At 70.6% G+C, this 26,823-nt stretch carries 30 protein-coding genes; 16 read left to right on the top strand and 14 right to left on the bottom strand.

Annotated elements, in window-relative coordinates:
* Window positions 1-466: 466 nt before the first annotated feature.
* A complete protein-coding gene (locus tag K330_RS0103615; protein ID WP_022920495.1) occupies window positions 467-811 on the top strand; it encodes an NADH-quinone oxidoreductase subunit A in 345 nt (114 codons plus the stop codon).
* A gap of 428 nt (window positions 812-1,239) precedes the next feature.
* On the opposite strand, the gene K330_RS24005 is transcribed toward K330_RS0103615, so the two are convergent.
* Window positions 1,240-1,482: a hypothetical protein gene (locus K330_RS24005; RefSeq protein ID WP_022920494.1), complete on the bottom strand. Its 243-nt coding sequence runs from the start codon at window positions 1,480-1,482 to the stop codon at window positions 1,240-1,242.
* Window positions 1,483-1,551: 69 nt separating this feature from the next.
* Between K330_RS24005 and K330_RS24000 the strand changes: the two genes are divergently transcribed.
* The 10 genes from K330_RS24000 (at window position 1,552) to K330_RS23835 (ending at window position 10,088) form a co-directional block, all read left to right on the top strand.
* On the top strand, window positions 1,552-2,151 hold the full coding sequence (locus K330_RS24000; protein ID WP_229665758.1) for a hypothetical protein: 600 nt from the start codon (window positions 1,552-1,554) through the stop codon (window positions 2,149-2,151).
* Window positions 2,152-2,194: 43 nt separating this feature from the next.
* Window positions 2,195-3,124 carry a complex I subunit 1 family protein gene (locus tag K330_RS0103600; protein ID WP_229665759.1) on the top strand — a complete coding sequence of 310 codons (930 nt, stop codon included), beginning with the start codon at window positions 2,195-2,197 and terminating at the stop codon, window positions 3,122-3,124.
* A gap of 2 nt (window positions 3,125-3,126) precedes the next feature.
* Entirely contained in the window at window positions 3,127-3,690 is a 564-nt protein-coding gene (locus tag K330_RS0103595) for an NADH-quinone oxidoreductase subunit J (RefSeq protein ID WP_022920491.1), read from the top strand.
* Window positions 3,687-3,989 carry an NADH-quinone oxidoreductase subunit NuoK gene (locus K330_RS0103590; protein ID WP_022920490.1) on the top strand — a complete coding sequence of 101 codons (303 nt, stop codon included), beginning with the start codon at window positions 3,687-3,689 and terminating at the stop codon, window positions 3,987-3,989. The genes K330_RS0103595 and K330_RS0103590 overlap by 4 nt, the downstream gene beginning before the upstream one ends.
* Entirely contained in the window at window positions 3,986-5,923 is a 1,938-nt protein-coding gene (locus tag K330_RS0103585; protein WP_202804492.1) for a proton-conducting transporter transmembrane domain-containing protein, read from the top strand. Before K330_RS0103590 ends, K330_RS0103585 begins: the two co-directional genes overlap by 4 nt.
* Window positions 5,924-5,925: 2 nt before the next feature.
* Entirely contained in the window at window positions 5,926-7,416 is a 1,491-nt protein-coding gene (locus K330_RS0103580) for a complex I subunit 4 family protein (RefSeq protein ID WP_029202278.1), read from the top strand.
* Window positions 7,417-7,431: 15 nt separating this feature from the next.
* Window positions 7,432-8,835 (top strand): NADH-quinone oxidoreductase subunit N, encoded by a 1,404-nt coding sequence (locus K330_RS0103575; protein WP_202804491.1) that lies wholly within the window; start codon window positions 7,432-7,434, stop codon window positions 8,833-8,835.
* A 141-nt stretch (window positions 8,836-8,976) separates the two neighbouring features.
* Entirely contained in the window at window positions 8,977-9,387 is a 411-nt protein-coding gene (locus tag K330_RS0103570) for a four-helix bundle copper-binding protein (protein ID WP_022920486.1), read from the top strand.
* 138 nt (window positions 9,388-9,525) lie between these two features.
* Window positions 9,526-9,729 (top strand): DUF305 domain-containing protein, encoded by a 204-nt coding sequence (locus tag K330_RS23840; protein WP_022920485.1) that lies wholly within the window; start codon window positions 9,526-9,528, stop codon window positions 9,727-9,729.
* Window positions 9,699-10,088, top strand: a complete 390-nt coding sequence (locus tag K330_RS23835; protein WP_022920484.1) for a DUF305 domain-containing protein — start codon at window positions 9,699-9,701, stop codon at window positions 10,086-10,088. Before K330_RS23840 ends, K330_RS23835 begins: the two co-directional genes overlap by 31 nt.
* A 111-nt stretch (window positions 10,089-10,199) precedes the next feature.
* Here K330_RS23835 and K330_RS0103555 read toward each other — a convergent pair whose 3' ends face one another.
* The 10 genes from K330_RS0103555 to K330_RS24460 all read right to left on the bottom strand — a co-directional run bounded on the left by K330_RS0103555 (window position 10,200) and on the right by K330_RS24460 (window position 16,766).
* A complete protein-coding gene (locus K330_RS0103555; protein WP_229665760.1) occupies window positions 10,200-11,063 on the bottom strand; it encodes a potassium channel family protein in 864 nt (287 codons plus the stop codon).
* 100 nt (window positions 11,064-11,163) lie between these two features.
* Window positions 11,164-11,745, bottom strand: coding sequence for a DUF305 domain-containing protein (locus K330_RS0103550; RefSeq protein ID WP_022920482.1), 582 nt, complete (start codon window positions 11,743-11,745; stop codon window positions 11,164-11,166).
* Window positions 11,746-11,807: 62 nt separating this feature from the next.
* Window positions 11,808-12,116 (bottom strand): SHOCT domain-containing protein, encoded by a 309-nt coding sequence (locus K330_RS0103545; protein WP_022920481.1) that lies wholly within the window; start codon window positions 12,114-12,116, stop codon window positions 11,808-11,810.
* A 45-nt stretch (window positions 12,117-12,161) separates the two neighbouring features.
* Entirely contained in the window at window positions 12,162-13,517 is a 1,356-nt protein-coding gene (locus K330_RS0103540) for a multicopper oxidase family protein (protein ID WP_237740619.1), read from the bottom strand.
* 143 nt (window positions 13,518-13,660) lie between these two features.
* A complete protein-coding gene (locus K330_RS18950; protein WP_022920479.1) occupies window positions 13,661-13,927 on the bottom strand; it encodes an SHOCT domain-containing protein in 267 nt (88 codons plus the stop codon).
* A gap of 49 nt (window positions 13,928-13,976) precedes the next feature.
* Window positions 13,977-14,600, bottom strand: a complete 624-nt coding sequence (locus K330_RS0103530; protein WP_022920478.1) for a DUF305 domain-containing protein — start codon at window positions 14,598-14,600, stop codon at window positions 13,977-13,979.
* Window positions 14,601-14,738: 138 nt separating this feature from the next.
* On the bottom strand, window positions 14,739-15,356 hold the full coding sequence (locus tag K330_RS0103525; protein WP_022920477.1) for a peroxiredoxin family protein: 618 nt from the start codon (window positions 15,354-15,356) through the stop codon (window positions 14,739-14,741).
* Window positions 15,353-16,327 carry a cytochrome c biogenesis CcdA family protein gene (locus K330_RS0103520; RefSeq protein ID WP_022920476.1) on the bottom strand — a complete coding sequence of 325 codons (975 nt, stop codon included), beginning with the start codon at window positions 16,325-16,327 and terminating at the stop codon, window positions 15,353-15,355. The genes K330_RS0103525 and K330_RS0103520 overlap by 4 nt, the downstream gene beginning before the upstream one ends.
* Entirely contained in the window at window positions 16,327-16,641 is a 315-nt protein-coding gene (locus tag K330_RS0103515) for a glutaredoxin family protein (RefSeq protein WP_022920475.1), read from the bottom strand. Before K330_RS0103515 ends, K330_RS0103520 begins: the two co-directional genes overlap by 1 nt.
* On the bottom strand, window positions 16,638-16,766 hold the full coding sequence (locus K330_RS24460) for a hypothetical protein (protein WP_268238271.1): 129 nt from the start codon (window positions 16,764-16,766) through the stop codon (window positions 16,638-16,640). The genes K330_RS0103515 and K330_RS24460 overlap by 4 nt, the downstream gene beginning before the upstream one ends.
* A 297-nt stretch (window positions 16,767-17,063) precedes the next feature.
* Between K330_RS24460 and K330_RS24715 the strand changes: the two genes are divergently transcribed.
* Entirely contained in the window at window positions 17,064-17,993 is a 930-nt protein-coding gene (locus tag K330_RS24715) for a cation diffusion facilitator family transporter (RefSeq protein WP_444544048.1), read from the top strand.
* Window positions 17,994-18,005: 12 nt separating this feature from the next.
* Here K330_RS24715 and K330_RS22440 read toward each other — a convergent pair whose 3' ends face one another.
* Window positions 18,006-18,899 (bottom strand): C40 family peptidase, encoded by an 894-nt coding sequence (locus K330_RS22440; RefSeq protein ID WP_022920471.1) that lies wholly within the window; start codon window positions 18,897-18,899, stop codon window positions 18,006-18,008.
* A 361-nt stretch (window positions 18,900-19,260) separates the two neighbouring features.
* On the opposite strand from K330_RS22440, the gene K330_RS23155 reads away from it, so the two are divergent.
* The 4 genes from K330_RS23155 (at window position 19,261) to K330_RS18930 (ending at window position 24,461) form a co-directional block, all read left to right on the top strand.
* The gene (locus K330_RS23155) at window positions 19,261-19,593 is read left to right on the top strand and encodes a hypothetical protein (protein ID WP_040657704.1); all 333 of its coding nucleotides are present in this window, start codon (window positions 19,261-19,263) and stop codon (window positions 19,591-19,593) included.
* Between the two features lie 238 nt (window positions 19,594-19,831).
* Window positions 19,832-22,633, top strand: a complete 2,802-nt coding sequence (locus K330_RS0103480) for a heavy metal translocating P-type ATPase (protein ID WP_022920469.1) — start codon at window positions 19,832-19,834, stop codon at window positions 22,631-22,633.
* Between the two features lie 69 nt (window positions 22,634-22,702).
* Entirely contained in the window at window positions 22,703-22,996 is a 294-nt protein-coding gene (locus K330_RS0103475; protein WP_022920468.1) for a metal-sensitive transcriptional regulator, read from the top strand.
* A 265-nt stretch (window positions 22,997-23,261) separates the two neighbouring features.
* On the top strand, window positions 23,262-24,461 hold the full coding sequence (locus K330_RS18930) for a YVTN family beta-propeller repeat protein (protein WP_229665762.1): 1,200 nt from the start codon (window positions 23,262-23,264) through the stop codon (window positions 24,459-24,461).
* 24 nt (window positions 24,462-24,485) lie between these two features.
* Here K330_RS18930 and K330_RS18925 read toward each other — a convergent pair whose 3' ends face one another.
* Together K330_RS18925 and K330_RS0103460 are read right to left on the bottom strand one after the other, a co-directional pair.
* Window positions 24,486-25,640, bottom strand: coding sequence for a sensor histidine kinase (locus tag K330_RS18925; protein WP_022920466.1), 1,155 nt, complete (start codon window positions 25,638-25,640; stop codon window positions 24,486-24,488).
* Window positions 25,637-26,377, bottom strand: coding sequence for a response regulator transcription factor (locus tag K330_RS0103460; RefSeq protein ID WP_202804501.1), 741 nt, complete (start codon window positions 26,375-26,377; stop codon window positions 25,637-25,639). The genes K330_RS18925 and K330_RS0103460 overlap by 4 nt, the downstream gene beginning before the upstream one ends.
* Between the last annotated feature and the right edge of the window lie 446 nt (window positions 26,378-26,823).

Genomic DNA, 26,823 nt, shown 5'->3' with positions numbered 1-26,823 from the left:
GGACGGCGCGGGCCCTGCCGTTTGCGAGCTGCACGGGCCGCCATTCGTCCCCGTCGGGTTCTTTGACGCGCAAGTTACCCACCGTGCCGAGCGCAAGTTTCTGTGACAGCTGTGTGCCAGATCGTCGGGTGAAACCGGACATCCTGGTCGATTTGGCGGCAGCCAAGGCACATAATACAAGGGACAAAATCCGCGCGGTTGCGCGGATGCAGCCCTATTGAAGAGGCCCTGCACAGCGTGAGACACATTCGTGGAGGCGGCGGGAATCGCGCCTACAGGGCTTTGACCAGCGACGATGGACTGTCTTCTCCCGCTGTGTCAGTTCTGTGACAGTCCTCCTGAGCCCTCGTGCTGATTCCTGCGCGTGGCAGCCGCAACGGTGCCCGGTCGGAAGCACCGTTCGGCCGGCCTCCGGTCGACAGATCCGTGACTGCCGGGCAGGATCTAGGGCGCCGGAGGGAGGTCCATGTACCTGGGTGTCGTCGTGATGGCCGTCGCAGCCGTCGTACCCGTGTTCTTGCTGTACGGGCTGCACCGGCGCACGGCGGTTACGCCGGATCCCCTCGAAGTGCTCCCGTTCGAGTCGGGCTGGATCCCGGAGCAGCACGCGCTGTCCCGGTACCACGTGCGGTGGTACCTGGCGACCCTCCTCTTTCTCGCCTTCGACGTCGAGATGTTGTTCATGTACCCCTGGGCCGTCGTCGTCGCCGAGATCGGCACCACGGCGGTCGTCGAGATGTTCCTCTTCCTTGCTGCGTTGTTCGTCGCCGTCCTCTGGGCGTGGCGGGAAGGTGCCCTGCGATGGGTCTGAGCGAGGCGAGTTCGCGCGTGGCCGCGCGGTACGCGCACGCCCTGCTGGTCGAGGTGCCCGGATGGGGACGGACGCGCATGGTGGCCGAGCGCGCGGTGCTCGCGCGTGGATGGCAAGTGGCCCGTTCCCCGGCAGACGCTGACGTTCTCGTTGTGTGCGGCACTCCCGGGCCACGGCTCAGCGAGGCCGTCGACCAGTTGTGGCACCAGATGCCAGGGCCGCGGGTGCTCGTCCAGGCCCTTCGGCACGAGGACGTCGCGGCCGTCCTCGACGAGGCACACGCACTCCTCCTCGCCCCCGACCGCCACCGGCACGACGCGGTGGACCGACCCAGATCAGACGATCTGCTCGCACGCCATTCTCACGACAGTCAGACCGAACACGCGCACGGTGGCCACGACCACCACGTTGAGCCGGTAGCGGACGACTCAGGTCATGCTGACAGCGAGCACCAGGGTCATGCCGGTCACGAGGAGCATGCCGGTCACGAGGAGCACGCCGAGGCAGCGCCAACTTCTCCGACCGAGGATCACGACGCGCACCAGGGACACCATGGGCACCCTGCAAGTCCCGAGGAGCCCGACGCCCATGAGAACGCAGAGGGGCACGAAGGCCACGGTGGAGGCGGTGGACACGAAGGCCACGGCGACCACGGAGGTCACGGCGGCCACGACGGCATGGACATGTCCCCTGGCGGGATCCCTCTGGCGGGGGGCGGGGAGGACCGGGACGGTCTGGAGATGGACGTCCTGAAGGTCCGGCTGGGCCCGGTGCTGCCTTACTGGCCGGCAGGACTGGTGCTGCACTGCTCGCTGCAGGGGGACGTCGTGACCGAGGCACGCGCTGAGGTGCTCGGCGCCGAGGAGGAGGCCGGGGACGAGGCCGACGCCCGGGCCCGCAGTCTGGACAACCTTGTCTCCGTCCTGGCGCTGGCGGGGTGGGAGGATGCCGCGGCCCAGGCACGGAGGCTCCGCGAGGTGGCACTGGGGGCCGGGGACGGACCGGTGGACCTGAGGGGCCTTGAGCGGCTCCAGCGCCGGGTGCGTCGTTCGCGGCTGCTGCGCTGGTCGTTGCGGGGGTTGGGTCCGCTGACCGAGGAGGAGGTCCGCCACCAGGGGCTGCCCGCGGACTCCGCAGGCGATACCTACGACAGGCTGGTCCGCATGGTGGACCGTGCGGCCACGGCCTCCCGGCTCGGCGACCGCCCGGCTGCCTTCGCCGGGCACCTGGGGACGCTGGTCGTCGGACTGGACCTCGCGGCTGCACGTCTGGTCCTGGCCAGCCTCGACCTTCACGAGCTGCGGGCCCACCACGCCCAGCACGAGGCGGCCCATGGGTGAGCTGGCGTTGGTGCAGAGCCCAGGCGTGCCGGACTCCCCAGTCGTGACAGTGGCGCCCGGCTGGGCGCTGGGTGCGGTGGCCATCCTCGGTGCCCTGGTCCTCGTCGCAGGGATGCTCGACGGCGCCCTGTCGGCACGCTCCGGCGGCGGGCCGGGCGTTGGCGCGAGCGGGGCGGCGCGCCCCTTTGGCGAGGCCGCGCGGCTGATGCGGCAACGGCGTCGCACCACCGTGCAGGCCGACACCCTGCTGTGGCGCGTCGGCGGGGCAGGGCTGGTCGTCACGGCCGCGTTGATGGTGGCGGTGATCCCGCTGGGGCGGTGGACGATCTTCGACCTGGGCGTTGGCGTCATGTGGTTCAACGCCATGGACGTCCTGGTCTGGGCCCTGGTGTGGCTGACCGGGTGGGGCGCCAACTCGGTGCACTCGCTGGTGGGGGGCTACCGGTTCCTGGCGCACGGGCTGGGCTATGAGCTGCCGCTGATGTTTGCGCTGGTCGCTCCGGCGATCGCCGCGGAGAGCCTGAACGTGGGCACGGTCGCCGCGGTCCAGGACGGGCTGTGGTTCGCGGTGTGGATGCCGGTCGCCTTCCTCGTCTACCTGCTCGGGGTCGCGGCCTTCTCGGTGTGGGGCCCGTTCGCCCCGGCGCTGGGCAGCGACATCGCCGGCGGTGTGCGGGCAGAGCTGTCCGGGGTGGACGGGCTGGTGTTCGAGACGGGTCGTTACGCCCTGCTGGCGGCCGGTGCGGCGTTCTCGGTGCCGATGTTCCTCGGCGGGGGCGCTGGTCCGCTGCTGCCTGACTGGGCCTGGGTGGTGGTCAAGATGCTGGCCGTGCTCTCCTTGCTGGTCTGGCTGCGGCGGCGGTTGCCGGCCTTCCGGCCCGACACGTTCATGGAGGTGGGCTGGATGGTGCTGCTCCCGGCCGTGCTTGTCCAGGACCTGCTCGTCGCCGTCATCGCCGTCTGGAGGGCCTGACCGTGGTCGCAGACATCGCCTTCTGGGGCCTCGGGCTGGTCGCCGTGATCAGCGGCGCCGCGGTCTTCTACGTCGACTCGATGGCCCGCGCCACGTACGCCCTGGCCCTGTCCTTCGTCGCGGTGGGCCTGCAGGTGCTGTTCCTGCAGCAGAACTACGTCGGCGTGGTGACCATCCTGATGATGGTCATGGAGATGGCCATCATGGCCGTCTACATGGTCATGTTCATGGGCATGAATCCCGCCTTGACGCCGATGAGCATGGTCCACAGCAACAGAACCGCCGTCGCGACAGCGGTCCTTACCTTCCTGGTGCTGGCGGCCGGCATCCTGCTGGTGGACTGGCCCACCCGCCGCGGCAGCCCACCACCGGAGGTCACCGTGTCCCTCGGCGAGGCCCTCATGGGCCCGAAGATGCTCGTGATGGCCGTGATCAGCCCGGTCATGGTTGCCACCATCGTGGCCGGCGTCGTGCTCGCGGCGCACCGCACCCGGTACGACCGGTTCGGCGACGACCTGAAGCAGCGCACCCCCGAGGACCCTCAGCGCGGAGGTGTGGGCCGATGACCCTGGAGGCGACCCTCCTCATCGCCGCCGCCATCTTCTCCGTCGGCCTGTACGGCGCGATCTCCCAGCAGGTGGTGGTGATGGTGATGATGGGCCTGGAGCTGATGATCAACGCGGTCATCCTGGCCGCTGCCGGGTTCTGGTGGTTCCTGGCGCCCGCCCCCACCGGGCAGGTCCTGCTCCTGGTGGTGATCGCGGCGATGACCCTGGAGATGGCCATGGGCTTCGCGGTCGCGACCCTGCTGCACCGGGAACGGCAGGCCGACATGACCGACATGGCCACGGACCTGACCCGATGAGCCCGTCGATGGCCCAGGCCGCTCTCTGGCTGCTCGTGCTGATGCCCGCGGTCGTCGGCGGCGCCCTGGCCCTCTCGCGTCTCGAACGTGCCGCGGCGCCCATGTCCCTGGCCACAGCCGGCCTGACCGCTGCCCTGTCGCTGCTCGTGGCCCTGGCCCGACCGCAGGTGTCGGTGCCCTTCATGGCCGGCAGCGACCTGGCCCTCGGCGTGGACGCGCTCTCGGCACTGGTCGTGCCGACCGTGACGTTCGTCACCCTGCTTGTACTGCTCTTCTCGGCCGGCGAGATCCGGCGGTCGCAGGCACGGTTCCACGGGCTCATGCTCATCTTCGCCTCCAGCGCGCTCCTGACGGCCACCGCGCAGACGCTGCCAGCGCTGCTGCTCGCCTGGGAGGTCATGGGCGCGACGTCGTTCGCGCTGATCGGGTTCTGGTGGCGCGAGCAGCACCGGGTCTCCGCCGGGATCACCGCGTTCGTGACCACCCGCGCGGCGGACGTCGGTCTCTACCTCGCAGCCGGCGCGGCCCTGGCCGGCGGAGCCGGGCTGGCGCTGGCCGACCTGCCCGAGAGCAGTGAGGGGTGGCGGCACGTGGTGGCGGCCGGTGTCGTGGTCGCGGCGCTGGGTAAGGCGGCCCAGCTGCCGTTCTCGTTCTGGCTGTCCCGGGCGATGGAGGGCCCGAGTCCGGTCAGTGCGCTGCTGCACTCGGCCGCGATGGTCGCTATGGGCGGCTACCTGCTGCTGCGGACCGAGCCGTTGCTCGCCTCCACGGGCTGGGCCGCGCCGGCCGCGGCCTGGGCCGGCGCGGTGACCGCGTTGCTGCTCGGCGCCGTGGCGCTGGCCCAGCGGGACCTCAAGCAGCTGCTCGCGGCCTCCACCTCGGCCCAGCTCGGTTTCGTGGTGATGGGCGCCGGGCTGGGTTCGGTCAGCGGCGGCGCGGCACACCTGGTGGCGCACGCCTCGACCAAGGCGCTGCTGTTCCTGGCCGCCGGTGCCTGGCTCACCGCGCTGGGCACCAAGCACCTGACCGGCCTGCGCGGGGTGGGTCGGCGCTGGCCGCTGGTCGGGTGGGCCAGCACGTTCGGGGTGCTCTCGCTGGCCGGGGTCGCGCCCCTGGCCCTGTGGGCGACCAAGGACGCGGTCCTGGCCGCGGCCCTGGCGCGCTCACCCTGGTTGTATGCCGTGGGACTGGCCGCTGCCGCCCTGTCGGCGGCCTACGCCGGCAAGATCCTGGTCGTCCTGTGGCGGCACGTGCCTGCCGCGGAGCGGGCCCTGGTCGAGGGGCACGTCGACGAGGAGGAGCCCGGCACGGGCCGCGTCGGAGTGCTCGAGCACGCGCCGATGGTCGTGCTCGCCGTGGGTGCGCTGGTCCTGGGCCTGCTCGCGCTCCCGCCGGTGGGCGACACCCTCGCCCGCGCGCTCGGCGAGGAACCGCTGCACCCCACCCCCGTGGAGATGCTCGCCTCGGCGGGGATCGCGCTGGCCGTGCTCGCGCTCGTCTGGTGGCGTCCAGCACCCCAGCCGGTATGGGCGCGTGACTGGCTCGGTCTGGAACCGGTGACCCGGAAGCTGCTCGTCCGGCCGACCCTGGCGCTGGCACAGGTGCTGGGGCGCTTCGACGACCACGTCCTGGACCGGGCCGTGACCGGGTCCGCAGCGGGCACCCTCGCTCTGGCGCGTCGGGCGGCCAGGTTCGACGACCAGGTGCTCGACGGCGCCGTGGAGTCCGGCTCCCGCGTGAGCGTGGAAGCGGCGCAGCGTGCCAGGCGTGCGGACGACCGGTGGCTCGACGGCGCCGTGGAGCAGCTCGCGGCACGGGTGCGCCAGGCCGGCCGGCTGGCGCGACGCCCGCAGAGCGGGCAGCTGCACCACTACTACGTCCAGGCCGTCGCGGTCCTCGCGGTCGGCGTCCTGCTCCTGCTCACGGTGAGGTGAACGTGCTCAGTCTGATCGTCTTCCTGCCCCTGGCCGCCGCGCTGGCCCTCATGGCCTTGCCACGGCTGGGCGACGGGGCGGCACGGTGGGCCTGGGTGGCCGTGGCCGCCGTCGACCTGGCCCTCGTCGCTGCGCTGTGGCTGGCCTATGAGCCACCGGTCGCGGGTCGGCTGGCGTTCGAGGAGCGCGCGCAGTGGATCCCCGGGGTGAACAGCAGCTACCACGTGGGGGTGGACGGGCTGTCCCTGCCCCTGGTGGCGATGACGGCGGTGGTCTTCCTGGCCTGCGCGGTCTTCGCGCTGCGCAGCAACGACCGACCTCGGACCCAGGCGGCGCTGTTCCTGTTCCTGCAGAGCGTGAGCCTGGGCCTGTTCGTCGCCGCCGACCTGATCCTGTTCTTCCTCTTCTTCGACCTGTCCATCGTCGGCATGTACTTCGTGATCGCCGGGTGGGGCCACGGGGACGCCGGCCGGTCGGCGCTGAAGTTCTTCCTCTACACCTTCCTGGGCTCCCTGGCCCTGCTGGCCGGTTTCATCGGTCTCTACGTCGCCGCCGACCCGCACACCTTCGACATGGTGGACCTGGCCGAGCAGACCCCGCTGACGGGGTCGTCGACCGCCGGTGCGCTGGTGCTGGCCGCGATCCTGCTCGGGCTGGCCGTCAAGACGCCCACGGTGCCGTTCCACACCTGGCTGCCGCCGGCTCACACCGACGCACCCGCCATCGGCTCGGCCGTCCTGGCCGGCGTCCTGCTGAAGATGGGCACCTACGGGTTCGTCCGGATCGCGATGCCGATGCTGCCCGAGGCGTGGCGGGCCTGGGCCTGGGTGATCGTCGTGGTCGGCATCGTGTCGGTCGTCTACGGCGCCCTGGTCGCGCTGGCCCAGACCGACTTCAAGCGCATGGTCGCCTACACCTCGGTCAACCACATGGGCTACGTCGTGCTGGCCGTCGGCGCCGCCGGGATCGTCGCCGGCGACACCGCCCAGGCGCGGTCCGTGGCGGTCACCGGTGCCGTCACCCAGATGGTCAGCCACGGCCTGGTCACCGCCGCCCTGTTCCTCGTCGCGGGGGTGATGTGGGATCGGGCCGGCACCTACGACATGGGCGCTTACGGCGGTCTGGCCGACCCTGCCCCCAGGCTCGCGGCGCTGTTCGCCGTCGGGGCGTTCGCCTCGCTCGGCCTGCCCGGCCTGTCCGGCTTCATCGCCGAGTTCCAGATCTTCACCGGCAGCATCGCCGCGGCACCGGTCACCGCGGTCGCGCTGCTGGGCATCCTCATCACCGCCGCCCTGTTCCTACGGGCGCTGCAACGCATCTTCACCGGCGCCACCCAGGGCGCCTCCGCCGGTTTCGGTGACCTGCGTCCCGCCGAGCTGTGGGCCATCGGGCCGCTGCTGGCACTCTCGCTGCTCATCGGGGTCCTCCCCCGCCCGCTGCTCGACGTCATCGAGCCCGCGGCGCAGGTCCTCGTCCAGCTCGTCGGGAGGTAGACCGCGGTGGAGTCCATGGCCATGCGGCCGGCCCTGCTCGCACCGGAGATCGTGCTGTTCCTCGGTGGGCTCGCGGCCCTGCTGGGAGGATCGTTCCTGGCGCGGACCCGCCAGTGGGTCACCCGTGCCGTCACCGCGGCCGCCCTGCTCCTGGCGGCCGCCCTGGCCGCCCTGGACCTGCCCGGCCCGGCGCAGGTGGCGATGGAAGGCACGTTCACCGTCGACACCACCACGGGGGTCGCCCGGATCGTCGCCGCGCTCGGCACCCTCGTCGTGCTGGCCCTGGCCTCCGACGAGATCGCCGGCACCCCGCGGGAGAGCGAGACCTACGCGCTGCTGCTGTTCTCCACCACCGGCACCCTGATCCTGGCCGGTGCGGACGACCTGCTCGTCGTCACCGTCGGGTTCCTGCTGGCCAGCGTCCCCCTCTACGGCCTGATCGGGATCGCCCGCACACCCCTGGGCGCCGAGGCCGCGATGAAGACCTACCTGCTGGGTGCCCTCTTCGGCATCCTGCTGCTGACCGGGGTCACGCTCCTCTACGGCGTGACAGCCACCACGTCCTACGCCGAGCTGACCGACAGGCTCGCCGACGCACCGGCAGGCGTGGTCGCCGCCGGCGTCGTGGCGGTGCTGGGCGGGCTGCTGTTCAAGGCCGGAGGAGCCCCAGGCCACTTCTGGGTCCCTGACGCTGCCCAGGGTGCCGGCGGGACCGTCGCGGCGTTCCTCACCACCGTGCCCAAGATCGGGGCGGTCATCGCGGCATACCGGCTCGTCGAGCTGCTTCCCGACACCCTGGCCTGGCCGTTGCTGGTCGCGCTGCTGGCCGTGGCCAGCATGACGCTGGGCAACCTCGCCGCCTACTGGCAGACCGACCCGCGACGCCTGCTGGGCTGGTCCACCGTCAGCCAGGTGGGCTACCTGCTCGTGCCGGTCGCGGTCGCCGGACGCAGCGACCTCGCCTTGCCCTCGCTGCTGCTCTACCTCGCCGGCTACACCGTCACCAACCTCTCGGCGTTCGCGGTCACCACCGCCTTCCCCCAGCGGCGCGAGCTGCGCTCCTACCGGGGCATGGGCCGAACCCATCCGTGGCTGGGCGCAGCCCTGGTCGTGGCCCTCCTCGGGCTCGTCGGTACCCCACCCACCGTGGTCTTCGTCGGAAAGTTGACCACCACCGCCGCGGCCTGGGACGCCGGGTACGCCTGGCTGGCCGTGCTCGTCCTCCTCAACACCGTCGTCAGCCTCTTCTACTACCTGCGCTGGATCGCGCCCCTCTACGCGCGCCAGGAGGCGGCGGGGCACCGCCAGGACGCGGATGCACCAGGTCGCTGGTCAGGCAGCACGGCCATCGGGACCGCAGCCGTGAGCCTCCTCCTCGGCATCGGAGCCGGAGCCCTCTGGGCCTCCGTCTCCCTGTGACCCGCTGCCCTCGCACGGGCCGGTTCCGCTCGCGACCCGTCTCCCCCAGGTCTGACATCGGGAGGTGGCCGGCTCCTGGCCGGCCCTGCACCAGATCCAGACGCCGGCACCGATGCCGGCCATGAGAGAAGGAGCAACACGATGACCCACCACGTGACCACGATGCTGCAGACCTACCCCAGGGACCTGGGGTCGATCGACCAGCACAAGCTCGCCGAGTGCATCGAGGCGTGCTTCGAGTGCGCCCAGACCTGCACCGCCTGCGCGGATGCGTGTCTGGCCGAGGACATGGTGGCCGACCTGGTCACCTGCATCCGCAAGAACCTCGACTGCGCCGACGTCTGCGCCGCCACCGGCAACGTCCTGTCCCGGCAGACCGGGAACAACGTCGAGACGACCCGGGCCGCGTTGGAAGCCTGCCGGACGGCCTGCAAGGTTTGCGCTGACGAGTGCGAACAGCACGCGCAGATGCACGAGCACTGCCGTGTGTGCGCCGAGGCGTGCCGGCGCTGCGAGGCCGCGTGCGCCGAGCTGCTCGCCGGCCTGAGCTGAACAACCAGACGACGATTCCAGTCTGACCTGCGGACTTCGTCCCAGGTCCAGTCATCCCGCCCGGTACAAGGACCGGGCATCGTACAGAAGGAGAACGACGACGAGACCGCGATCCACAACCGCCGACGCACCAGGTCCATGCTGACCGCCCTGGCAGTGGCCATCGCCCCGGCAGCCGGAGTGAGCGTCGCGACCGCGCCGGTCGCGGTCGCGGATGCCCCGGCGAGCTCGGAGCAGGCGGCACGGTTCGAGGTCGACTTCCTCACGGGCATGATCGACCATCACCACATGGCCGTGATGATGAGCCAGATGTGCCTGGAGAAGGCCGTCCACGAGGGCTGATCGCCACCTGCGAGGACATCATCGCCACCCAGACGGCGGAGATCGAGACCATGCAGAGCTGGCTCATGGACTGGTACGGCCTCGAGCACATGCCCGACATGACAGGGATGCAGTCGATGCAGCGGTTCCACGACCTGGAAGGGGAAGAGTTCGAGATCGCGTTCATGCGTTCGATGATCCGACACCACTGGGGCGCGATCCGGGAGGCGGAGACGTGCCTGGCCCGGGCCGAGCACGAGGACCTGCTGGCCATGTGCGCGGAGATCAAGAGCGTGCAGCTCGACGAGATCGAGATGATGCAGAACTGGCTGCAGGAGTGGTACGGCCTGCCCGGCGGCCGCCCGACCAGCACCGCCTGAGACAGGCCTCCCCGCACGCCGTGCCCGCCGACGTCGCTGGGCGGGCACGGCCCCAGGTGGGTCTGCGGAGGGCAACCACGGGCGAACGACACCCGCACGTGACAGCTGGCTTCAGAAGCGTGGTTCGTGGTGGTGGTCAGCCGCGTAGGCGACAAGCACCTCCTGGGCATCGCCGCCGGTGTGCAGGAAGTTGTCGTCGAGCTCGGAGGTGAGCTGGTCGATCGCCAGTGCCAGCTGCCGCCCGCTGCGTCGCACCACCGCCTCCGAGGAGGCCAGCGCCGCGTCGCGCAGGCACAGGGCGTAGGGAAGCTGGCGTACCAGCGCGAGGTCGGGGTCACGTTCCTGGAAGTAGAAGCCCTCGGTGTGCTGGGCGAAGTCGATACGCGCCTTGATCACCTCGGCCGCAAGGGTGTCGACGACCCGGGTGAGGACGGCGGGGTCAGCGTCGTCCGCGCTGTCTGCCCAGTCGCTGTCGGCCAGGCCCTTGAGCTCGAGGGCCAGGGCGCGGCGGCGGGACAGCGGCGGGTAGATCTGGGTGAACCACGTCAGCGCCGCGGTGAGCAGAGCGAAGCCGGCCAGGGCCTGCAGGGGTGAAGCGGTCCTGATCCAGAGGTCGGTCGCCACCATGTCCCCGTAGCCCAACGTGCTCAACGTGACCGCCGACAGGTACAGCGCCTCCACGACATCGGGATAGTCCGAAGGGTCCACCCCCGAGGAGTACATAAACCCCTCCGGGACGTGCGGCAGATAGATCAGTGCCCAACCCAGCAGCTGCAGCAGCACCCACACCAGGATCACCACGACCATCGCCAAGGGCCCCACGGTCGAACCCAGCCGATGCCCGGTTGCCTTCGACACCCGCCACATCCCGGCCAGCACCATCCGGCTCAGCCGTCCCTGGCCCGTGGGGTGCAGCAGGGTGTGGAACATGTCGTGCAGGCCCAGCCCGATCACCACGATTCCGGCGACGGTCATCACCACCTGGCTCACCATGTTCCTCCCCGGGTGGTCGATCCGAGACACCGTGGCCACCGGGGGGCGAGAGCACCGCTCTCGCCCCGGGGCCGGGCCTGCCTCAAGGAGTGCCCTCGAACTCGGGGACGGGGCGCTGCTCGGCCTCCTCGGTGGTGGTGACCACGCCGTTGCTCTCGATGTCGTCGACGAGCCACTTCATCTCGGCGATCTCCTTGCGCTGGGCCTCGATGATCTCGTCGGCCAGCTCGCGCACGCGCACGTCGTCGATGTCGGCGCGCTCGCTGGTGAGGATGGCGATCGAGTGGTGCGGGATCATCCCGTTCATGTAGGCCTGGTCGTCCACGAGCGTCTGGGAGCGGGACAGCCACAGCGCGGTCAGGCCCAGGACGAGGGCGCCGGCGATGATCGCCAGGTTGACCTTGACGTTCTTGTACATCATCCCCCACATGAAGCCGAGCATGATGATCGCCATCGCCGAGCCCATGAGCAGGGCCATGTAGAGCCGTTCCTCGCTGAACGTCATGTGCGACCAGGTGAAGGCGTTGGTGTAGGTCAGCAGGAACATGGTCACCGTCGAGGTGGTGATCATCGCGGCGAAGGTCAGGTACATCCTCCGCTCGTGCTTCTGGTGCTGCTTGTGGTCCTGGTCGGACTGGCTGTGCTGCTCGTGCGGGGTGGACATCGTGGTCCTTCCTGTGGGGTTCAGGGACAGCTCAAGGGGTCTGTCGTGAGGCTAGGTGCTTCTCAGGCGTCGGGCTCCTCGAGGCGTCGACGCCGGGTGCGGTACTGCTCCTCGTCGATCTCCCCGCGGGCGTAGTCCTCGTCGAGGATCCGGCGCGCCGCCGAGCCGCCCGCGGCCGCGGTCGGTCCGTCGGGCTCGTGCGCCGGCGGGTGGTCCACCGGCCCGCGCGGGTGGTCCACCGGCCCGCGCGGGCGGGTCCGGTCGGTGCCGGAGCGGACCACCAGCGCCACCACCGCGACGGTCGCGATGATGACCACGGGCCAGAGAACCCGCATCCAACCCATGCCTGCTCCCCAGCCGTTACGCATCATCGTTCTGTCCTTCCTTCGTGGTCGATCGGTACGAACGCCGCAGGGTCACTCGGCCAGGACGGTGCCCATCATGCCGAGGTCCTCGTGGTCGAGGATGTGGCAGTGGTAGACCGTCCGACCGCCGAAGTCTGCGAACCGGATGCGCACGGTGACGCTGCCGCCGGCCGGGATGTTGACCACGTCCAGCCAGAGCGGGTCCGCAGGCCGCTGCCCGTCGACGTCAATGACCTGCATCGGCCAGACGTGCAGGTGGAAGGGGTGGTCCATCGGGCCCACGTTGCCGATGGACCACTCCTCGACGGTGCCCAGCCGGACCTGCTGGTCGGTGCGGTCGTGGTCGAAGGTCCGGCCGTCGATGGTCAGGTCCATCATCCCGCCGGGGCCGCGGCCGCGGTTCCCGCCCATCATCCCGCCCATGGACATCTCCATGGTCAGCTCGCGACGCCGGTCGACCTGCGTGTCCCTCAGGTCGGGCAGCAAACCCTCGGGCCCACGGGTGGCGTCGTCCTTCGCGACAGCGGTTCCGGACTGTGCACCCTGGGCGACCTCCAGGCGGGCGAGGGCCCGCTCGGAGTCCTCCGGGCCGACGGCGCCGCCCATCATCCCGCCCATCATCTGGCCGCGGTCCACCGGGACGGCGAGCAGCTCACCGGTGCCCTCGGACAGGTCGACCAGCAGGTCCATCCGGTTGCCCGGCGCCAGGACCACCTCCTCCAGAGCCACCGGGGTGGGCAGGCGGCCGACGTCGCGGCCCACCACCCGTGCGGAGCTACCCTCGCCGGACAGCCGCAAGGAGAAGAACCGGGAGGAGCAGGCGTTGACGACGCGCCACCGCTCCCGATCGCCGCCGCGTGCCTTCAGGACCGGCTCGAGCTGGCCGTCGAGCAGGAGCAGCTCGCCCTCGCGGCCCATCATCCGCTCGGGCATCGAGGGACTGAGAACCGCCCCGTCCTGCGACAGGGTGATGTCGGAGACCACCAGCACCCGCTCCCGGTCGACGGACGGCGGGTCGTGCTCCTGAACGACGATGGCGCCGTAGAGCCCGGCGAACAGCTGGTCGGCCACGCTGCCGTGGTGGTGGGGATGGTACCAGTACACCCCCGGCGGGTGGTCCTTCGGCAGCTGGTACTCGTACTGTTGGCTCTCCCCCGGTCCGATCTCGACGAAGACGTTGTCGCCGTTGCCCTCCGGGCTCACGTGGAGGCCGTGCACGTGCAGGTTGGTCACGTGGTCCAGCTGGTTGTCCAGGTCGATCCGCAGCAGGTCCCCGGGGCGCAGCCGCAGGGTCGGGCCGGGCACCCCGCCGTTGTAGCCCATCGTGCGGGCCGGCCGTCCGGCCACCTCGTGCGTGTCCAGCCGGGCCTGCAGGCTCACCTCCAGGCGTCCGCCGCTGCTGGTCATCACCTCCGGCTCCACCAGTTCGCTACCGGGTCGACCGGGGGCCCCGGGGGTGGTCAGGTCACGCCACAGGCCCGTCCCACCTATCACGGTGGTGGCGAGACCCAGTCCACCCATGGTCAGGGCCGTGCGCCGGGTGACCGGTCTCACGACTCCTCCTCGCGCCCGGTCAGGACGGCGCGCCTGTGCTCGTACTCCTGCGTGCTCAGCTCCCCGGCCGCGTAGCGCTCGTCCAGGATCCGTCGGGCCCTGGACCACTCCTCCGGTGAGCTGGGCTGGGTCTCTCCCCGGCCGGAACGACCCCGAACGGCCCCGCCAGGTCCGGGAACCAGGCCGCCAGCGACTACCCGCACCAGCGTGTAGGCCAGCAGCGCGATGCCACCGATGAGCAGGGCTGTGAATACCCAGGTCACGGCTCCATCCTCCTCTCACCACCGGCACGGCTGCATACCGTCTCGGGGTTCACAACGCCTTGTGCAGCTGCTCCATGTGCTCGATCTCGGCCTCCTGGTCGGTCACGACCTGCTCGGCGAGCTCCTGCACGTCGGCGTGCTGCCCCTCGTCCAGGGCGGTCTGTGCCATCGTGACGGCGCCGCGGTGGTGCTCGATCATCAGCTCCAGGAACCTGGCGTCGAAGGCCTCGCCGGAGAGGCCCTCGAGCTCGGCCATCGCCTCCTCCTGGGTCATCCGGTCCATCTCCATCCCGCTTGAGTCGCCGTGGCCCATGCCGGCCATGTCGTCCTCGGAGGCGGCCGGTTCGCCCCACTGCTGCAGCCAGGACTGCATGAGCTCAATCTCCGGGCCCTGGGCCGCCTCGATCTGCGCGGCCAGCTCCTGCACCTCGGGCGTGACCGCCTGCTCCTGGGCCAGCTGGGCCATCTCGATCGCGCCCTCGTGGTGGACGATCATCATCTGGGCGAACATCGTGTCCGCCTCGTTGTGCTCCTGGGCGGCCTGCTCACCGTCCGTCGTGGCGGCGGCGGTGGTGCCGCCGCCTGCGGTCTCGGTGGAGTCGCCGCAGCCGGCGAGGAACGCGGTCAGCGCCAGGGCGCCGGTCGCAAGGCGGAGGCGAGGGGTGATCATCATCGGGGCCAGCTCCAAGAGGTCGGGGACGGTGCCCCATGAGTAAACGTGACCACGCAGCGTCGTTCCAGCCAGGACAGGGTCCTTCAGGAAACCGTCATCGAACCGACGTAGGACCTTCGTCCCACGCGCGCCAGGCGCTCACAGACGCGAGGTGGCCTCGCGCAGCAGGTCGTCGGGGTCGAGCCACATCGAGGGGTAGTCGCCCTGCCAGCGTTGCACGCCGTCCTCGTCGACGAGGACGAACCCGTGCCCTGGGAGCCCCGCGTGCATGCCCTCGCCGAGTGTCCCATAGGCCTGGGAGACGGTGCCGTCGTCGAGCAGGTATGGCGTGCTGACACCGAACGTGTCCAGGTCGCCCTGGATCTGGGCGGCGGTGTTCATCACGATCGGCAGGACGACGATGCCGGCCTCGGCGAAGCCGGGGTGCTTCTCGATCTCGGCCATCTGCTGGGTGCAGGAGCCGCACCCGGCGCCCTCGTTGAAGTAGAGGATGACCGGGCTCCCCCGGTAGTCGGCCAGGGACGCGCTCTGCCCGGTGGTCGTCGGCAGCGTGAAGTCGGGCGCCGCGCCGCCACCTGCCTCGCTGGTGGAGGGCCGCGCCTGCCACAGGCCGAAGGTCACCAGGGCGACGAGGACGAGCAGCCCGGCCAGCCCCAGGAGCCGTCGGCGCCGCTCGGTGTGCTCCTGACGTTGCTGCTCGAGCCGGATCTGGGCAACGTGCGCCTGACGGCGCGCCTGCTGGGTCTTGGTGCTCATGGTTGTTGCGCTCCTTGTCCTGGTGCGCCCGTGTGCTCGTGGCACGCGCGCGTGGGTGCATCGTCGGCGGTTCCGTCGGCGGTTCCGTCGGCGTCCGTGGTCGTCCTGCGTGTCCGGTCGCGCAGCGTGAACCACACGAACGAGGCAGCCAGGATGAGCAGCCCCAGACCGAGCAGGGGTTCGGGCACGGGGGCGACCCAGTCGAGGACCTGCTCCGCACTGCGGGTGATCCCGTCGCTGGCGAGGCGCTGGAACCAGGTGGCGTTGCCGGTCATGGTCGTCGACCCGGCCAGGGATATCACGGCGATCCCCATGGCCACGAAGGCGACGGCGACGCCCACGTTGACGGTGTTGGTGTGCAGCGTCCGCCCTCCGATGCTCCACCGCAGGGCTGTGGCATTGCCCCACCGGTGCTCCCCCAGCCCGGCAGCGTCCCAGGCGAGGGCCATGACCAGCAGCGGGAGCACCATGCCGAAGACGTACGCCATACCCAGCAGCGCGCCGCCGACGGCGCTGCCGGAGAGCGCCGAGAGGGTCATGACGCCGGCCAGCACAGGGGCGCAGCAGCTGGAGGCGACCCCGGAGAAGACGCCCAGGCTGAAGAAGGTCGCCGAGTCCCCGCGGGCGGTGTCCGGGGCGCGCAGCACCGAGGGCATCGACCACATGCGCCCGGACAAGGCGAGCAGACCGAGGGCGATCATCAGCAGCCCGCCCGCCCAGTACAGCTGGACGTGGTACTTGGCGATCGCTCCGGCGACCAGGCTGACACCGAGGGTGATCGGGACCAGGACGAGCGCGAGCCCGGCTGCGAAGACGAAGGTGAGCGGAAGAAGGCGCCACCTGTTGTTCTTCACGGCGGCGGCGAGGTAGGCCGGGGCGAGGAAGACGATGCAGCACGGGGCGAAGAGCGCGACGGCGCCGGCGAAGAAGGCCGCCAGGATGCTGCCGGTGGCCAGCAGCTCGGTGCCCATCAGCGCACCCTGCCCGAGCGCAGCGCCGCGTCCAGGCGGCGCCTGGAGAGGCGCCCATGACCTAGCGGGCGCCCGCCCAGGAGCACCAGCGGGAACATGGCCGGCCGGTGGGTCGCGACCAGTCTGCGCCCCTCGTCAGAGTCCACCGAGACCACCTCCAGGGACAGCTCGCCGCGCTCGGCGCGTCTGGCCAGCTCGGCGTGGGCGTCCTCGCACAGGTGGCAGGCCGAGGTGGTCAGCAGGGTGGCTCGCGGGACGGGCTGTCGCTCCACCGGCTGCCCGGTGGTGGCCCGCGCCTCGGTGACGCGGTTCATCGGCGGGTGCCGTGCTGCATGAACAGCATCATGGCGGCCATCATGCCCAGGCAGGCAAGCGCGTAGAGAGCGGCACCGAACCCTGCTGACCCGCTGAGCATCAGCAGGCCCACGATCAGCAGCATGGGCACGCACATGAGCCACATCGCCCACCCGTGCCCGCTGTGCCCATGAGCGGTCTGGGCAGGGTGCTCGTGGAGTGGTGTCGTCACGGTCGGCAACGGCGGGACCGCGCTGATGTTGTCGTGTGGTCCGTTCGCGGGACCCGTGGGGAAGTGACTCATCCGAGGCTCCTCAACTCGTGGTGGTCCTTCCAGGCTCCTGCGCACGGGTTGCCGTTTCAGCACGCGGATGATGAAGTTCTCGTCAAGGTCGGTCTTTCCACCGGGTGCGTGGGACGCCGACGGAGGGACGTCACCAAGGTGACGGTGTCGCACGGCGCTCACGTCGGGGCCGAGGGGGACCGGCGGTCTCTGGTCATCTCGGGCTGGCTGACCGGTGGCTACTTCGTGGTCGAGCTGGTCGTGGGGCTGTGGTCTGGGTCGGTGGCAGTGATCTCCGACGCGTTCCACACGTTCTCGGCCGTCGGTGGGGTCCTGATCGCGCTGGCCGCGCAGGCGCTCGGCCAGCGGCCGGCGACGGTCAGGGAGACGTTCGGATGGAGCCGGGCGGAGATCCTCGGCGCGCTGTTCAACGGGCTCTTCCTGGTGCTCATGGCCGGCTATGTCTTCTGGATGGGCGCCATGCGGCTGTCCGAGCCGGTCGAGCCGCCGACCTCGGTGATGCCCTGGGTCGCTGCCGGCGGTATCGCGACCGAGGTCGTGGCGTTCCTGCTGATGTACCAGAGGCAGAAGACGAGCCTGAACATGAAGGGCCGCTTTCTGGCACATCCTGCAGACGTTCGTCGGCAGCCTAATCATCGTCATCTCGGCGCTCGTCATCAGGTTCACCAGGTTCCTGGCGATCGACCCCCTGCTCGGGATGGCGTTCGGACTCGTGCTGCTCTGGGCGTCCTGGAGCATCCTGCGATCGGCCCTGCGGGTCCTGCTCCAGGCGACGCCGGAGGGGTTCGACATGCAAGCTGCCGTCAGGGCGCTTTCCCAGATCGACGCGGTGAAGGACCTGCACCACGTGCACGCGTGGAGCCTGACGTCGGGACGCACGGTGTGTTCTCCGCGCACCTGCGGGTGAGCGATGCAGCCCACAGCGCCCGGGTGCTGCAGGAGGCGACCGACGCCCTGCGCACACGTTTCGACGTCTACTTCTCCACCCTGCAGGTCGAGCAGGAGTGCCTCGACGAGCAGGCCGCCAGCGACATCGACATCACCAGGACCCCGCCGGCACAGGGTTGAGGGCCCCGGGGGTCAGCCGATGCGGCCGTACCAGACGTTGTCCGACAGCAGCGGCCCGTACCGTACGTCGGTGCTGGGGTTGAGCGCCTCGTAGGTCATGCCGTTCCCGGCATAGATGCCGATGTGGTACCAGTCGTTGTAGATGACCAGGTCACCGGGCTGCGGGTCGGAGACAGGGGTCACGGCGGCCTTCTGCCCGGCGACAGTGCGGGGGATGTCAATCCCGGCCTGCTTGAAGACCCACCAGGTGTAGGCCGAGCAGTCGAACGCCTGGGGTGGGGTCCCGTACAGCACGTAGGGGTAGCCGACGTAGGCGGCGGCGACGTCCAAGACCGAGCCGCCGACCGGGGCGGGCGCGGCCGGCTGGGCCGGTGCCTGCTGGGTCTGCTGGACCGGTGCCTGCTGGACGGGCTCCTGCTGAACCGGTGCCTGCTCGACCGGCGCCTGCTCCTGCTCGACCGGCGCTGCTGCGGCCTCCACCTGCTCGGGCTCGGCCTCGGCGGGAGCCTCCTCGACCGGGGCCTCGACCTCGACCTCGATGGTGGTACCGGTGAACTCGGTGTCCTCGAGCAACGTGCTGACCGAGGCGGCGTCCTCGGGTGCCGAGCGGGCCTCGCTGCGGTCGGCGGCCGGCTGGGCGCGCAGCTCGTCGAGGGAGGCGCTGCGCAGCGTGGCCTGGGCGGGCGGCACCTCCTGCGGCGCCGGCTCGGCGGTGGAGGGACGCACGGTGCCGTTCAGGCTCGCGGCCAGGCCCGGCCCCTGATCAGGCTTCTGGGTGAGGGTCGTGGCGCCGGCGGTGGCGACCGTGCCGGCGACGAGGCCGCCGATCATCAGCGCGGCAGCACCGTTACGGGGCGCGGCGGTGGACGCACGGTGCTTGGCGCGGTGGTGGTGGGTGGATGCCATGCAGAACCTCCGAGCCGCCACGGCGGCCGGTGTCGGGCGACGCCGGGCACACGGGGACCCGGCGTCACAGGGACGGGACGTCACGCCGTCAGGGGTAGGCGTGCCAATGAAATGTAACGGAAAGGTAACGGCCCGCCCAAAGCCGCTCAGCGACGGACCCGACGCCTCCTACATCAAACCTTCATCAAATCTCTAGCGGTTCTTCGGTCGACCATCCGAGCTAGTCCGCGATGTTCTTGGGAGAAGCCCCTGCACCGGAGGACAGGTATCGCCTATGTCACACCACCTGCACGAACCCGTCCCAGCCGTGCCCGCGGCGGCACACGCACCTGGGGCCACGCTCCCCCGCCGCGTCGCCGGCGTGTGGGCAGGCCTCCGCGCCGGGGTCGGTGCCGCGCTCGGCCTGGTACCGCACCTGCTGCACCACGTGGGCCTGCTGGCCGGTGCGGCGGTCCTGACCGGTGCGGTCGGCAACGGGGTCCTCTACGTCGTGGGGCTGGTGTTCAGCATTCCTCTGCTGCGCAGGCTGCGGGCCAGGTTCGGCTCGTGGCGGGCCCCAGCGTTGGGCGTGGTGGTCTTCACCGGCTTGTTCGCTCTCTCCGCGTTCGTCGTCGGGCCGGCCATTAGCGGCGAGGCTGACACCCCGCTGCCCACCGATCCTGCGGTGACCCAGGACCACGAGGTTCACCACTGAACCAGCACCACCTGGCGCCCCTGTCTTTAAGAACTAAGACGCCACGGTGGGCCTCGTCCATGTTCGTCCGTGCCGTTCATCTTCATCAGAACTTCATGGACCTCGCCGGATCTACATCTCCTTGCGGGCTTCATTCCCGGCCCCAACGGTGTTGTCTCGAAGACAGGCCCGTACCCCGCCCGGGTATGGGGCGACCTGGAGCTCCCGGGTTGCGCAAGGCCATGGAGGTGAGATCCCGATGACCGCCAACGATGGTCTGGTCGTCCTGTCCGCACTGATCCTGACCGCGCTGTTGGCGTGGTACTTCTTCGGGCCGAAGAAGTCACGGCAGGCCGACCTGGAGGATGGGATGCAGGTGGTACGGGTGGGGGTCAAGGGTGGTTACAGCCCCGACCTGATCGAGGTTCGCGCCGGTGTCCCGGTGCGGATGCTGTTCGACCGGCAGGAGTCCGGGGAGTGCACCTCCCGGGTCGTGATGCCCGGTTTCCGGGTCAACCAGCTGCTGCCCGCCCACGAGAAGACCGCTGTGGAGTTCCTCCCGGACACCGAGGGCGAATACCGGTTCGCCTGCGGCATGAACATGGTCAGCGGCACGATCCGGGTCGTCGGCAACCGGAGCGAGGACCTGCCCCCAGCCGCATCCTCGACCACTCTCACGGCGCAGCGACCCGCCGGGCACCGCCACACATCCGAGAGCCACCCCCTCCCCGGCGGCGGAACCCACCGCGACGACCACGGGGACCAGGCTTCCCAGGCTGCACCGCCAGCCAGCGGCCTCGATGGCGACGATCCCGAGGCCCGAGAACGAGCCGCGGAGATCAAGGACCTGACCGTGCGAGTGGCCGTCGGCACCGTCCTGTCGCTGCCGGTCGTCGCAGCGGTCATGCTCGAGGAGGTCTTCGGCCTGCCCTGGATGCCGGCTGCCCTGATGGACCCGTGGGTGCAGCTGGCACTGATCACCCCGGTGTTCCTCTTCACCGGGTGGCCCATCCACAAGACCGGATGGTTGGCGCTGTCCCACCGCACGGCCGACATGAACTCCCTGATCACGCTGGGCACCATCGCGGCGTTCGGGTACAGCCTGCTCGTCACGCTAGCCCCTCAGGTTCTGCCCGAGGAGGCGCGGTCGGTCTACTACGAGGCGGTCGGGGTGATCATCACCCTGATCCTGCTCGGTCGGCTCCTGGAGACGAGGGCCAAGGCCGGCACCGGGGAGGCGATCCGTGCGCTGATCGGGCTGCAACCGCGCACCGCCCGGGTCGTCCGCCGCGGGACCGAGCTCGAGGTGCCCGTCGAGGAGGTCGCCGTCGGTGACGTCGTGGTGGTCCGGCCCGGTGAGAAGCTGCCCGTCGACGGCCAGGTGCTGGAGGGCGGGTCCGCCGTGGATGAGTCCATGGTCACCGGCGAGCCGATCCCGGTCACCAAGAGTCCTGGTGATCTCGTGATCGGCGCCACGATCAACCAGACCGGGTCCTTCCGGTACACCGCCACCCGGGTCGGTGCGGAGACGATGCTGGCCCAGATCATCAGGCTCGTGCGGGAGGCCCAGGGCTCCAGGGCCCCGATCCAACGGCTCGTGGACAAGGTCTCCCGCTACTTCGTCCCGGCCGTCATCGGTGTGGCGAGCTGGACCTTCGTCGTCTGGGCCTTGGTCGGGCCCCAGCCGGCGCTGGTCTTCGCCCTGGTCGCCTCGGTGTCCGTGCTGATCATCGCCTGCCCGTGCGCCCTCGGCCTGGCCACGCCCATGTCCATCACCGTCGGCACCGGCAAGGGCGCCACCCACGGCATCCTCATCCGCTCCGCCGAGGCCCTGGAGACCGCCCACAAGCTCGACACCGTCGTCCTGGACAAGACCGGCACCATCACCAAGGGCGCCCCCGCCCTGACCGACGTGCTCCCGGCCGAAGGCATGGGCAGAGACGAGCTGCTGCGCCTCGTCGCGGCCGTCGAACGCTCCTCGGAGCACCCGCTGGCCACCGCGATCGTGGCCGGCGCCCAGGAGGAAGGGCTGGAGCTCCCGCAGGCCACCGCGTTCGACTCGGTGACCGGGCAGGGAGTGCGCGCGCTGGTCGAGGGCCGCGAGGTGCTCGTCGGGAACCACCGCCTCCTCGCCACCGCCGGCATCCACGCCCCACCCGCCGACGTCGACCGGCTCGCCGCGGACGGCAAGACCCCCATGCTGGCCGTCGTCGACGGCCGCCTCGCCGGGGTCATCGGTGTCGCGGACACCATCAAGGACGGGTCCGCAGCCGCGGTCGCCGCGCTCCGGGCCCGTGGGATCGACGTGGTCATGATGACAGGAGACAACGCCGCCACCGCTGCTGCGATCGCCCGGCAGGTCGGCATCGGCCGGGTCGTGGCCGAGGTCATGCCCGAGCACAAGGCCGCCGAAGTCCAGCGCCTGCAGGCCGAGGGCCGTGTGGTCGGGATGGTCGGCGACGGCATCAACGACGCGCCCGCCCTGGCCCAGGCCGACGTCGGCTCGGCCATCGGCACCGGCACCGACGTCGCCATCGAGTCCTCCGACATCACGCTGGTCTCCGGGTCCCTGTCCGGCCTGGTCACCGCTGTCGACCTGTCACGGGCCACGATGCGCAACATCCGCCAGAACCTGGTCTTCGCCTTCCTCTACAACGGCCTGGGCATCCCCCTCGCCGCCGGCGTGCTGTACCCCGCCCTGGGCTGGATGCTCAGTCCCATCATCGCCGCCGCCGCGATGGCGTTGTCCTCGCTGTCGGTGGTCGCCAACGCCAACCGCCTGCGGACGTTCACCCCGCGGCCCGTCCCGGAGGTCACACAGACCCTCGCCACCGAACCGGTGGTCGAGGTCGGGCATCGACCCGAGCACGACAAGAGCAAGGAGACCCCCATGTCCCAGACCCCGAACCTCGTCACCGACCCCGTCTGCGGGATGAGCATCGACCCCGACACAGCCGCCGACCACACCCAGCACCAGGGTCAGACCTACCACTTCTGCTCCGCCCACTGCGCGGCCACCTTCGGCCAGGACCCGACGCGCTACGCCACCACCGGAGCCTGAGCCGACCGGTGGTGCCCACCCTCGCGGGCGGGCACCACCGGCTCAGCCAACTACCAAGGAAGGACGGGCATGAACGGAGCATCCAGCCCGACACCTGGCCGCGCAGCCGCGACCGCAGAGCTGACCAACCGCCTGCACAGGATCGAGGGGCAGGTCCACGGCATCACCGCGATGATCGAGAGCGGCAAGCCCTGCCTGGACACGCTGACGCAGATCGCCGCGGCCCGCGGCGCCCTGCAGGCAGCGGCCCTGACGATCCTTGACCAACACCTGCGCCACTGCCTCCTCGATAACGCCCCGTCGGCACGCGAGGCGTCCATCGACGACGCCTCCGCCTCGATCGCCCGTCTCGTGCGGAGCTGAGCGCGCGCTGCCACTGCCTGGCTCAAGGGCCACAAGACCGGCGGCCTTGTCGAGGAAGTCACGGGTCGCGTGGACGAGGTACCGGTTCGGGGACGGCTCCAGAAGTCCAGGATGCGCACCCCCAAGCCCTTCTGACATCACGCGAAGCCTTCGGTTAATTCATCAAAACTTGACCGTTCCTGCGTCGTCGCTCACGGTCACCAGTCCACAGTTGCTGTCGGACCGGTTGCCCCGAGGCCCGGCGGACACACGAAGGAGCGGCTGAATGAGCGAGTCGGACACGAACACCACGGCGCCACCGAGAAGACGTCGTCTGCTCATTGCAGGCGCGCTGACGATCGTCATGGCAGGTGCAGGGACCGCGACGGTGGCCCTGCTCGCCCAGGACGAGACCGAGCCCGCGGCAGCGGTCGGGGCAACACCGGGGCCGGTGGCGACGGCGGCCCAGTCGAGCGAGCCTGTCATGGCTGAAGCGGACTCGCTGAGCGGCGTGCGCGGCACGATCTGGGTCGCCAACGAGGCCGAGGGAAGTCTCAGCGCGATCGACGCGTCCACCTACGAGGTGGTGAAGACGGTCTCGGGCATCGAGGGCCCGCACAACGTGCAGGTGTCGCCGGACGGCCGGTCGGTGTGGGCGGTCAGCGGCCACGACGGTGCCGCAGTCATGCTGGACGCGGCCACGCTGGACCAGCACGGGGTGACAACCACGGGCTCCTCACCCACCCACATCGTCGTCTCGCCCGACGGCCGGACGGCCTTCACGACGAACACCACTGAGGGGACCGTCACGGCGATCGACACCTCGACCATGGAGGTCGTCGCCACCATCCCGGTCGGGGAAGGGGCGCACGGACTGCGCCCCAGCCCGGACGGGTCAAGCGTGTACGTGGCAAACGTCGGCTCGACCACGCTGAGCGTCATCGACACCGCCACCCTCGAGACCGTGGCGGACGTGGAGGTCGGCGAGGCACCGGCCCAGGTCGCGTTCTCCCCGGACGGGGCCTTCGTCTACGCCTCCCTCAGCGGCGAGGGCGCACTGGCCAAGGTCGACGTCGCGACCCGCGAGCTGGTCGGCACGGTGCAGGTCGGGGCCGTGCCGATCCAGACGTACGTGACCCCGGACGGCCAGCACGTCCTGGTCGCGAACCAGGGCACCGAGGACGCCCCCGGCACCACCGTCTCGGTCGTCGACGCCGCGGACATGGAGGTGGTGGCGACCATCGAGACCGGGCGTGGCGCGCACGGGGTGGTCGTCGAGCCCACGGGCCGCTTCGCCTACGTGACGAACCTCTTCGACGACGACGTGGCGGTCATCGACCTGGACCGGCTGACCGTGGTGGCGACGGTGCCGGTCGGGGACATGCCTAACGGGATCAGCTTCTCCCCTCTTGCCGTGGACGCCCGCGACGACGTCGAGCTGACCATGCCGCACGTCGACAGCGACGGCGGGGGCCACGGGCACTGAACGACTCCTGTGCCGTTGGTGTGCTTACGTCCGGCCGGTGCCCTCCCCGCGGGGAGGGCGCTGCCGGGCGGGTGAAGGGAGCCGCAACGTGAAGGAGGACCCCTGCCCCGGGCCTGCACTGGAGGCGGTCAGACTGCCACCATGCGCGTCGGCGATGGCACGGCTGATCGTCAGCCCGATTCCCGACCCGCCGTGGTCGCGGTCCCGGGCGGTGTCGCCCCGGTAGAACCTTTCGAAGACGTGGTCGAGCTGGTCCGCGGGTATGCCGTCACCGGAGTCGGTGACCGTGACGTGCACCTCCTCCCCCGCCCGCCGCGCCGAGACAACCACCGTGCCCTCGGGCGGGGTGTGCCGCAGGGCGTTGCGCAGCAGGTTGTCCAGGACCTGACGCACCCGGTGGACGTCCACGTGGACCAGGACGTCGTCCGCGGACCCGCGCTCGTCCCTGAGTCGGACGCCGGCACGGGCGAAGGCGTCCTGGTGGCTCTCCACGGCTGAGGCGAGCAGGTGGCCGACCGCCACCGGCACAAGGTCCAGCTCCAGGCGCCCCTCCTCCGCCCGCGAGACGTCGTCGATGTCGCCGGCCAGCCGGGCCAGCCGGCCGGTGTGCTCGGTCAGCACCCGCTCGGTGCCCTCGTCCCACTGCAGGACCCCGTCACTCAGGCCCTCGCAGTAGAGCTGGATCGTCGAGATCGGGGTGCGCAGCTCGTGGGCCAGGTCCGACAGCAGCCGGCGCCGTGTGGCCTCGGTCGACTCCAGCTGCCCGGCCATCAGGTTGAAGGCTCCCGCGAGCGTGTCCAGCTCGGCGCCCCCGCCCGCGCTGGACACACGCGCCGACAGGTGCCCCCGGGACACCTCTGCCGCCGCGGTGGTGAGCGCGTCGAGCGTGCGCTGCATACCGCGGGTCATCCACCAGGTCACCGCGATGGCGCACCCCAGCGAGATCAGCAGCCCGGCGCTGAGCGCGACGAACGAGGCCTCCCGGAACCCCCGCTCGATGTGGAGCAGCTCCTCGGGGTCCCAGACCGGGCGTACCTGCAGCACGTGCCCGTGGAACAGGCTGGGGCCGAGCAGCAACGCCACCAGACCGGCGGTCAGGAGGCTGGCCAGCAGGACCACGACCTGCGCGAAGAGCAGCCGCGTGGCCAGCCCGTACCGTCGGCGACCTGCAGAGCTCATCCGGGGCCCATCCGGTACCCCACACCCCGCACCGTCTCGATGAACCGCGGCTCGGCCGGGTCGTCACCGAGCTTGCGCCGCAGGTGCGCGATGTGCACGTCCACGATGTGCTCGTCCCCCACCCACGCCGGGTCCCACACCTGGTCGACCAGCGTGCGTCGGGAGAACGCGAAACTGGGCCGCCGCGACAACACGTCGAGGATGTCGAACTCCGTCCGTGTCAGGGGCACCGCCTCCCCGCCCAGCAGCACCTGACGTGCGCCGGGGCGCACAGTCAGGTCCCCGAACACACGCGGCGGCTCCTCCGGGGCCGATCTTGACGCGTGGTCGGCGGCGGGGCCGCGGGGCCTGCGCAGGACGGCCTGGACCCGGGCCACCAGCTCTCGGGCGCTGAACGGCTTGGTGATGTAGTCGTCCGCGCCCACGGACAGGCCGATCACCCGGTCCATCTCATCCCCGCGGGCGGTCAGCATGAGGATGTAGCAGTCGGAGAACGTGCGCACCTGGCGACACACCTCGATCCCGTCCAGACCGGGCAGCCCCAGGTCGAGGACAAGGACGGCCGGCTCCTCCGCACGCGCCGCCGCGACAGCCCCAGGGCCCGTGTGGGCGAGAGACACGTCATATCCCGCCCGGGACAGGTAGGTGCCCACCATCTGCGCGATGTCACGCTCGTCGTCGACGACGAGGACACGATGCGGCCGCACCGGCGGGTCGGGCACTGGCGTGGAGCTCATACCACTCATACCGGCCAGTCTCTCCCGGACCGCGTGCCCTGGGAGCCGCCACCCGGCGGCGCCGAGCGAAATTCGTGAAATCTTCATGGCACATCCGCCATATCCCAGGGCGGGAGGGGCCATCCTCGACCTTGAGGCACGTACACGAGGCGAGGGAGGCCACCGCCATGTGGGTCCACACGATGAGCCTGACGGCGACGTGGTGGATGTGGACGCTGATGCTTCTAGCCACCGTCGGTTTCTGGACCCTGGTCGCCGTCGTCGTGAAGGTGGTCGTGACTCGCCCAGGACCCGGTGAGCGCACGGCGCCGATCTCCTCGGGCACCACAAGCTGCCCAGGGGATGCCGCACCTGCGCACCACGAGGCAGGGGCGAGCCCTCCGCCCCTGCCCCTTCCCGACCAGGCTGAGACGTCACCAGGACGGCGCATCTCCCCCGACGTCGGG

It is taken from the genome of Ornithinimicrobium pekingense DSM 21552 (assembly GCF_000421185.1).
GTDB classification, from domain to species: domain Bacteria; phylum Actinomycetota; class Actinomycetes; order Actinomycetales; family Dermatophilaceae; genus Ornithinicoccus; species Ornithinicoccus pekingensis.
Note: the sequence above shows the minus strand (reverse complement) of the source record. Positions and strands in the feature narration are given on the sequence as shown.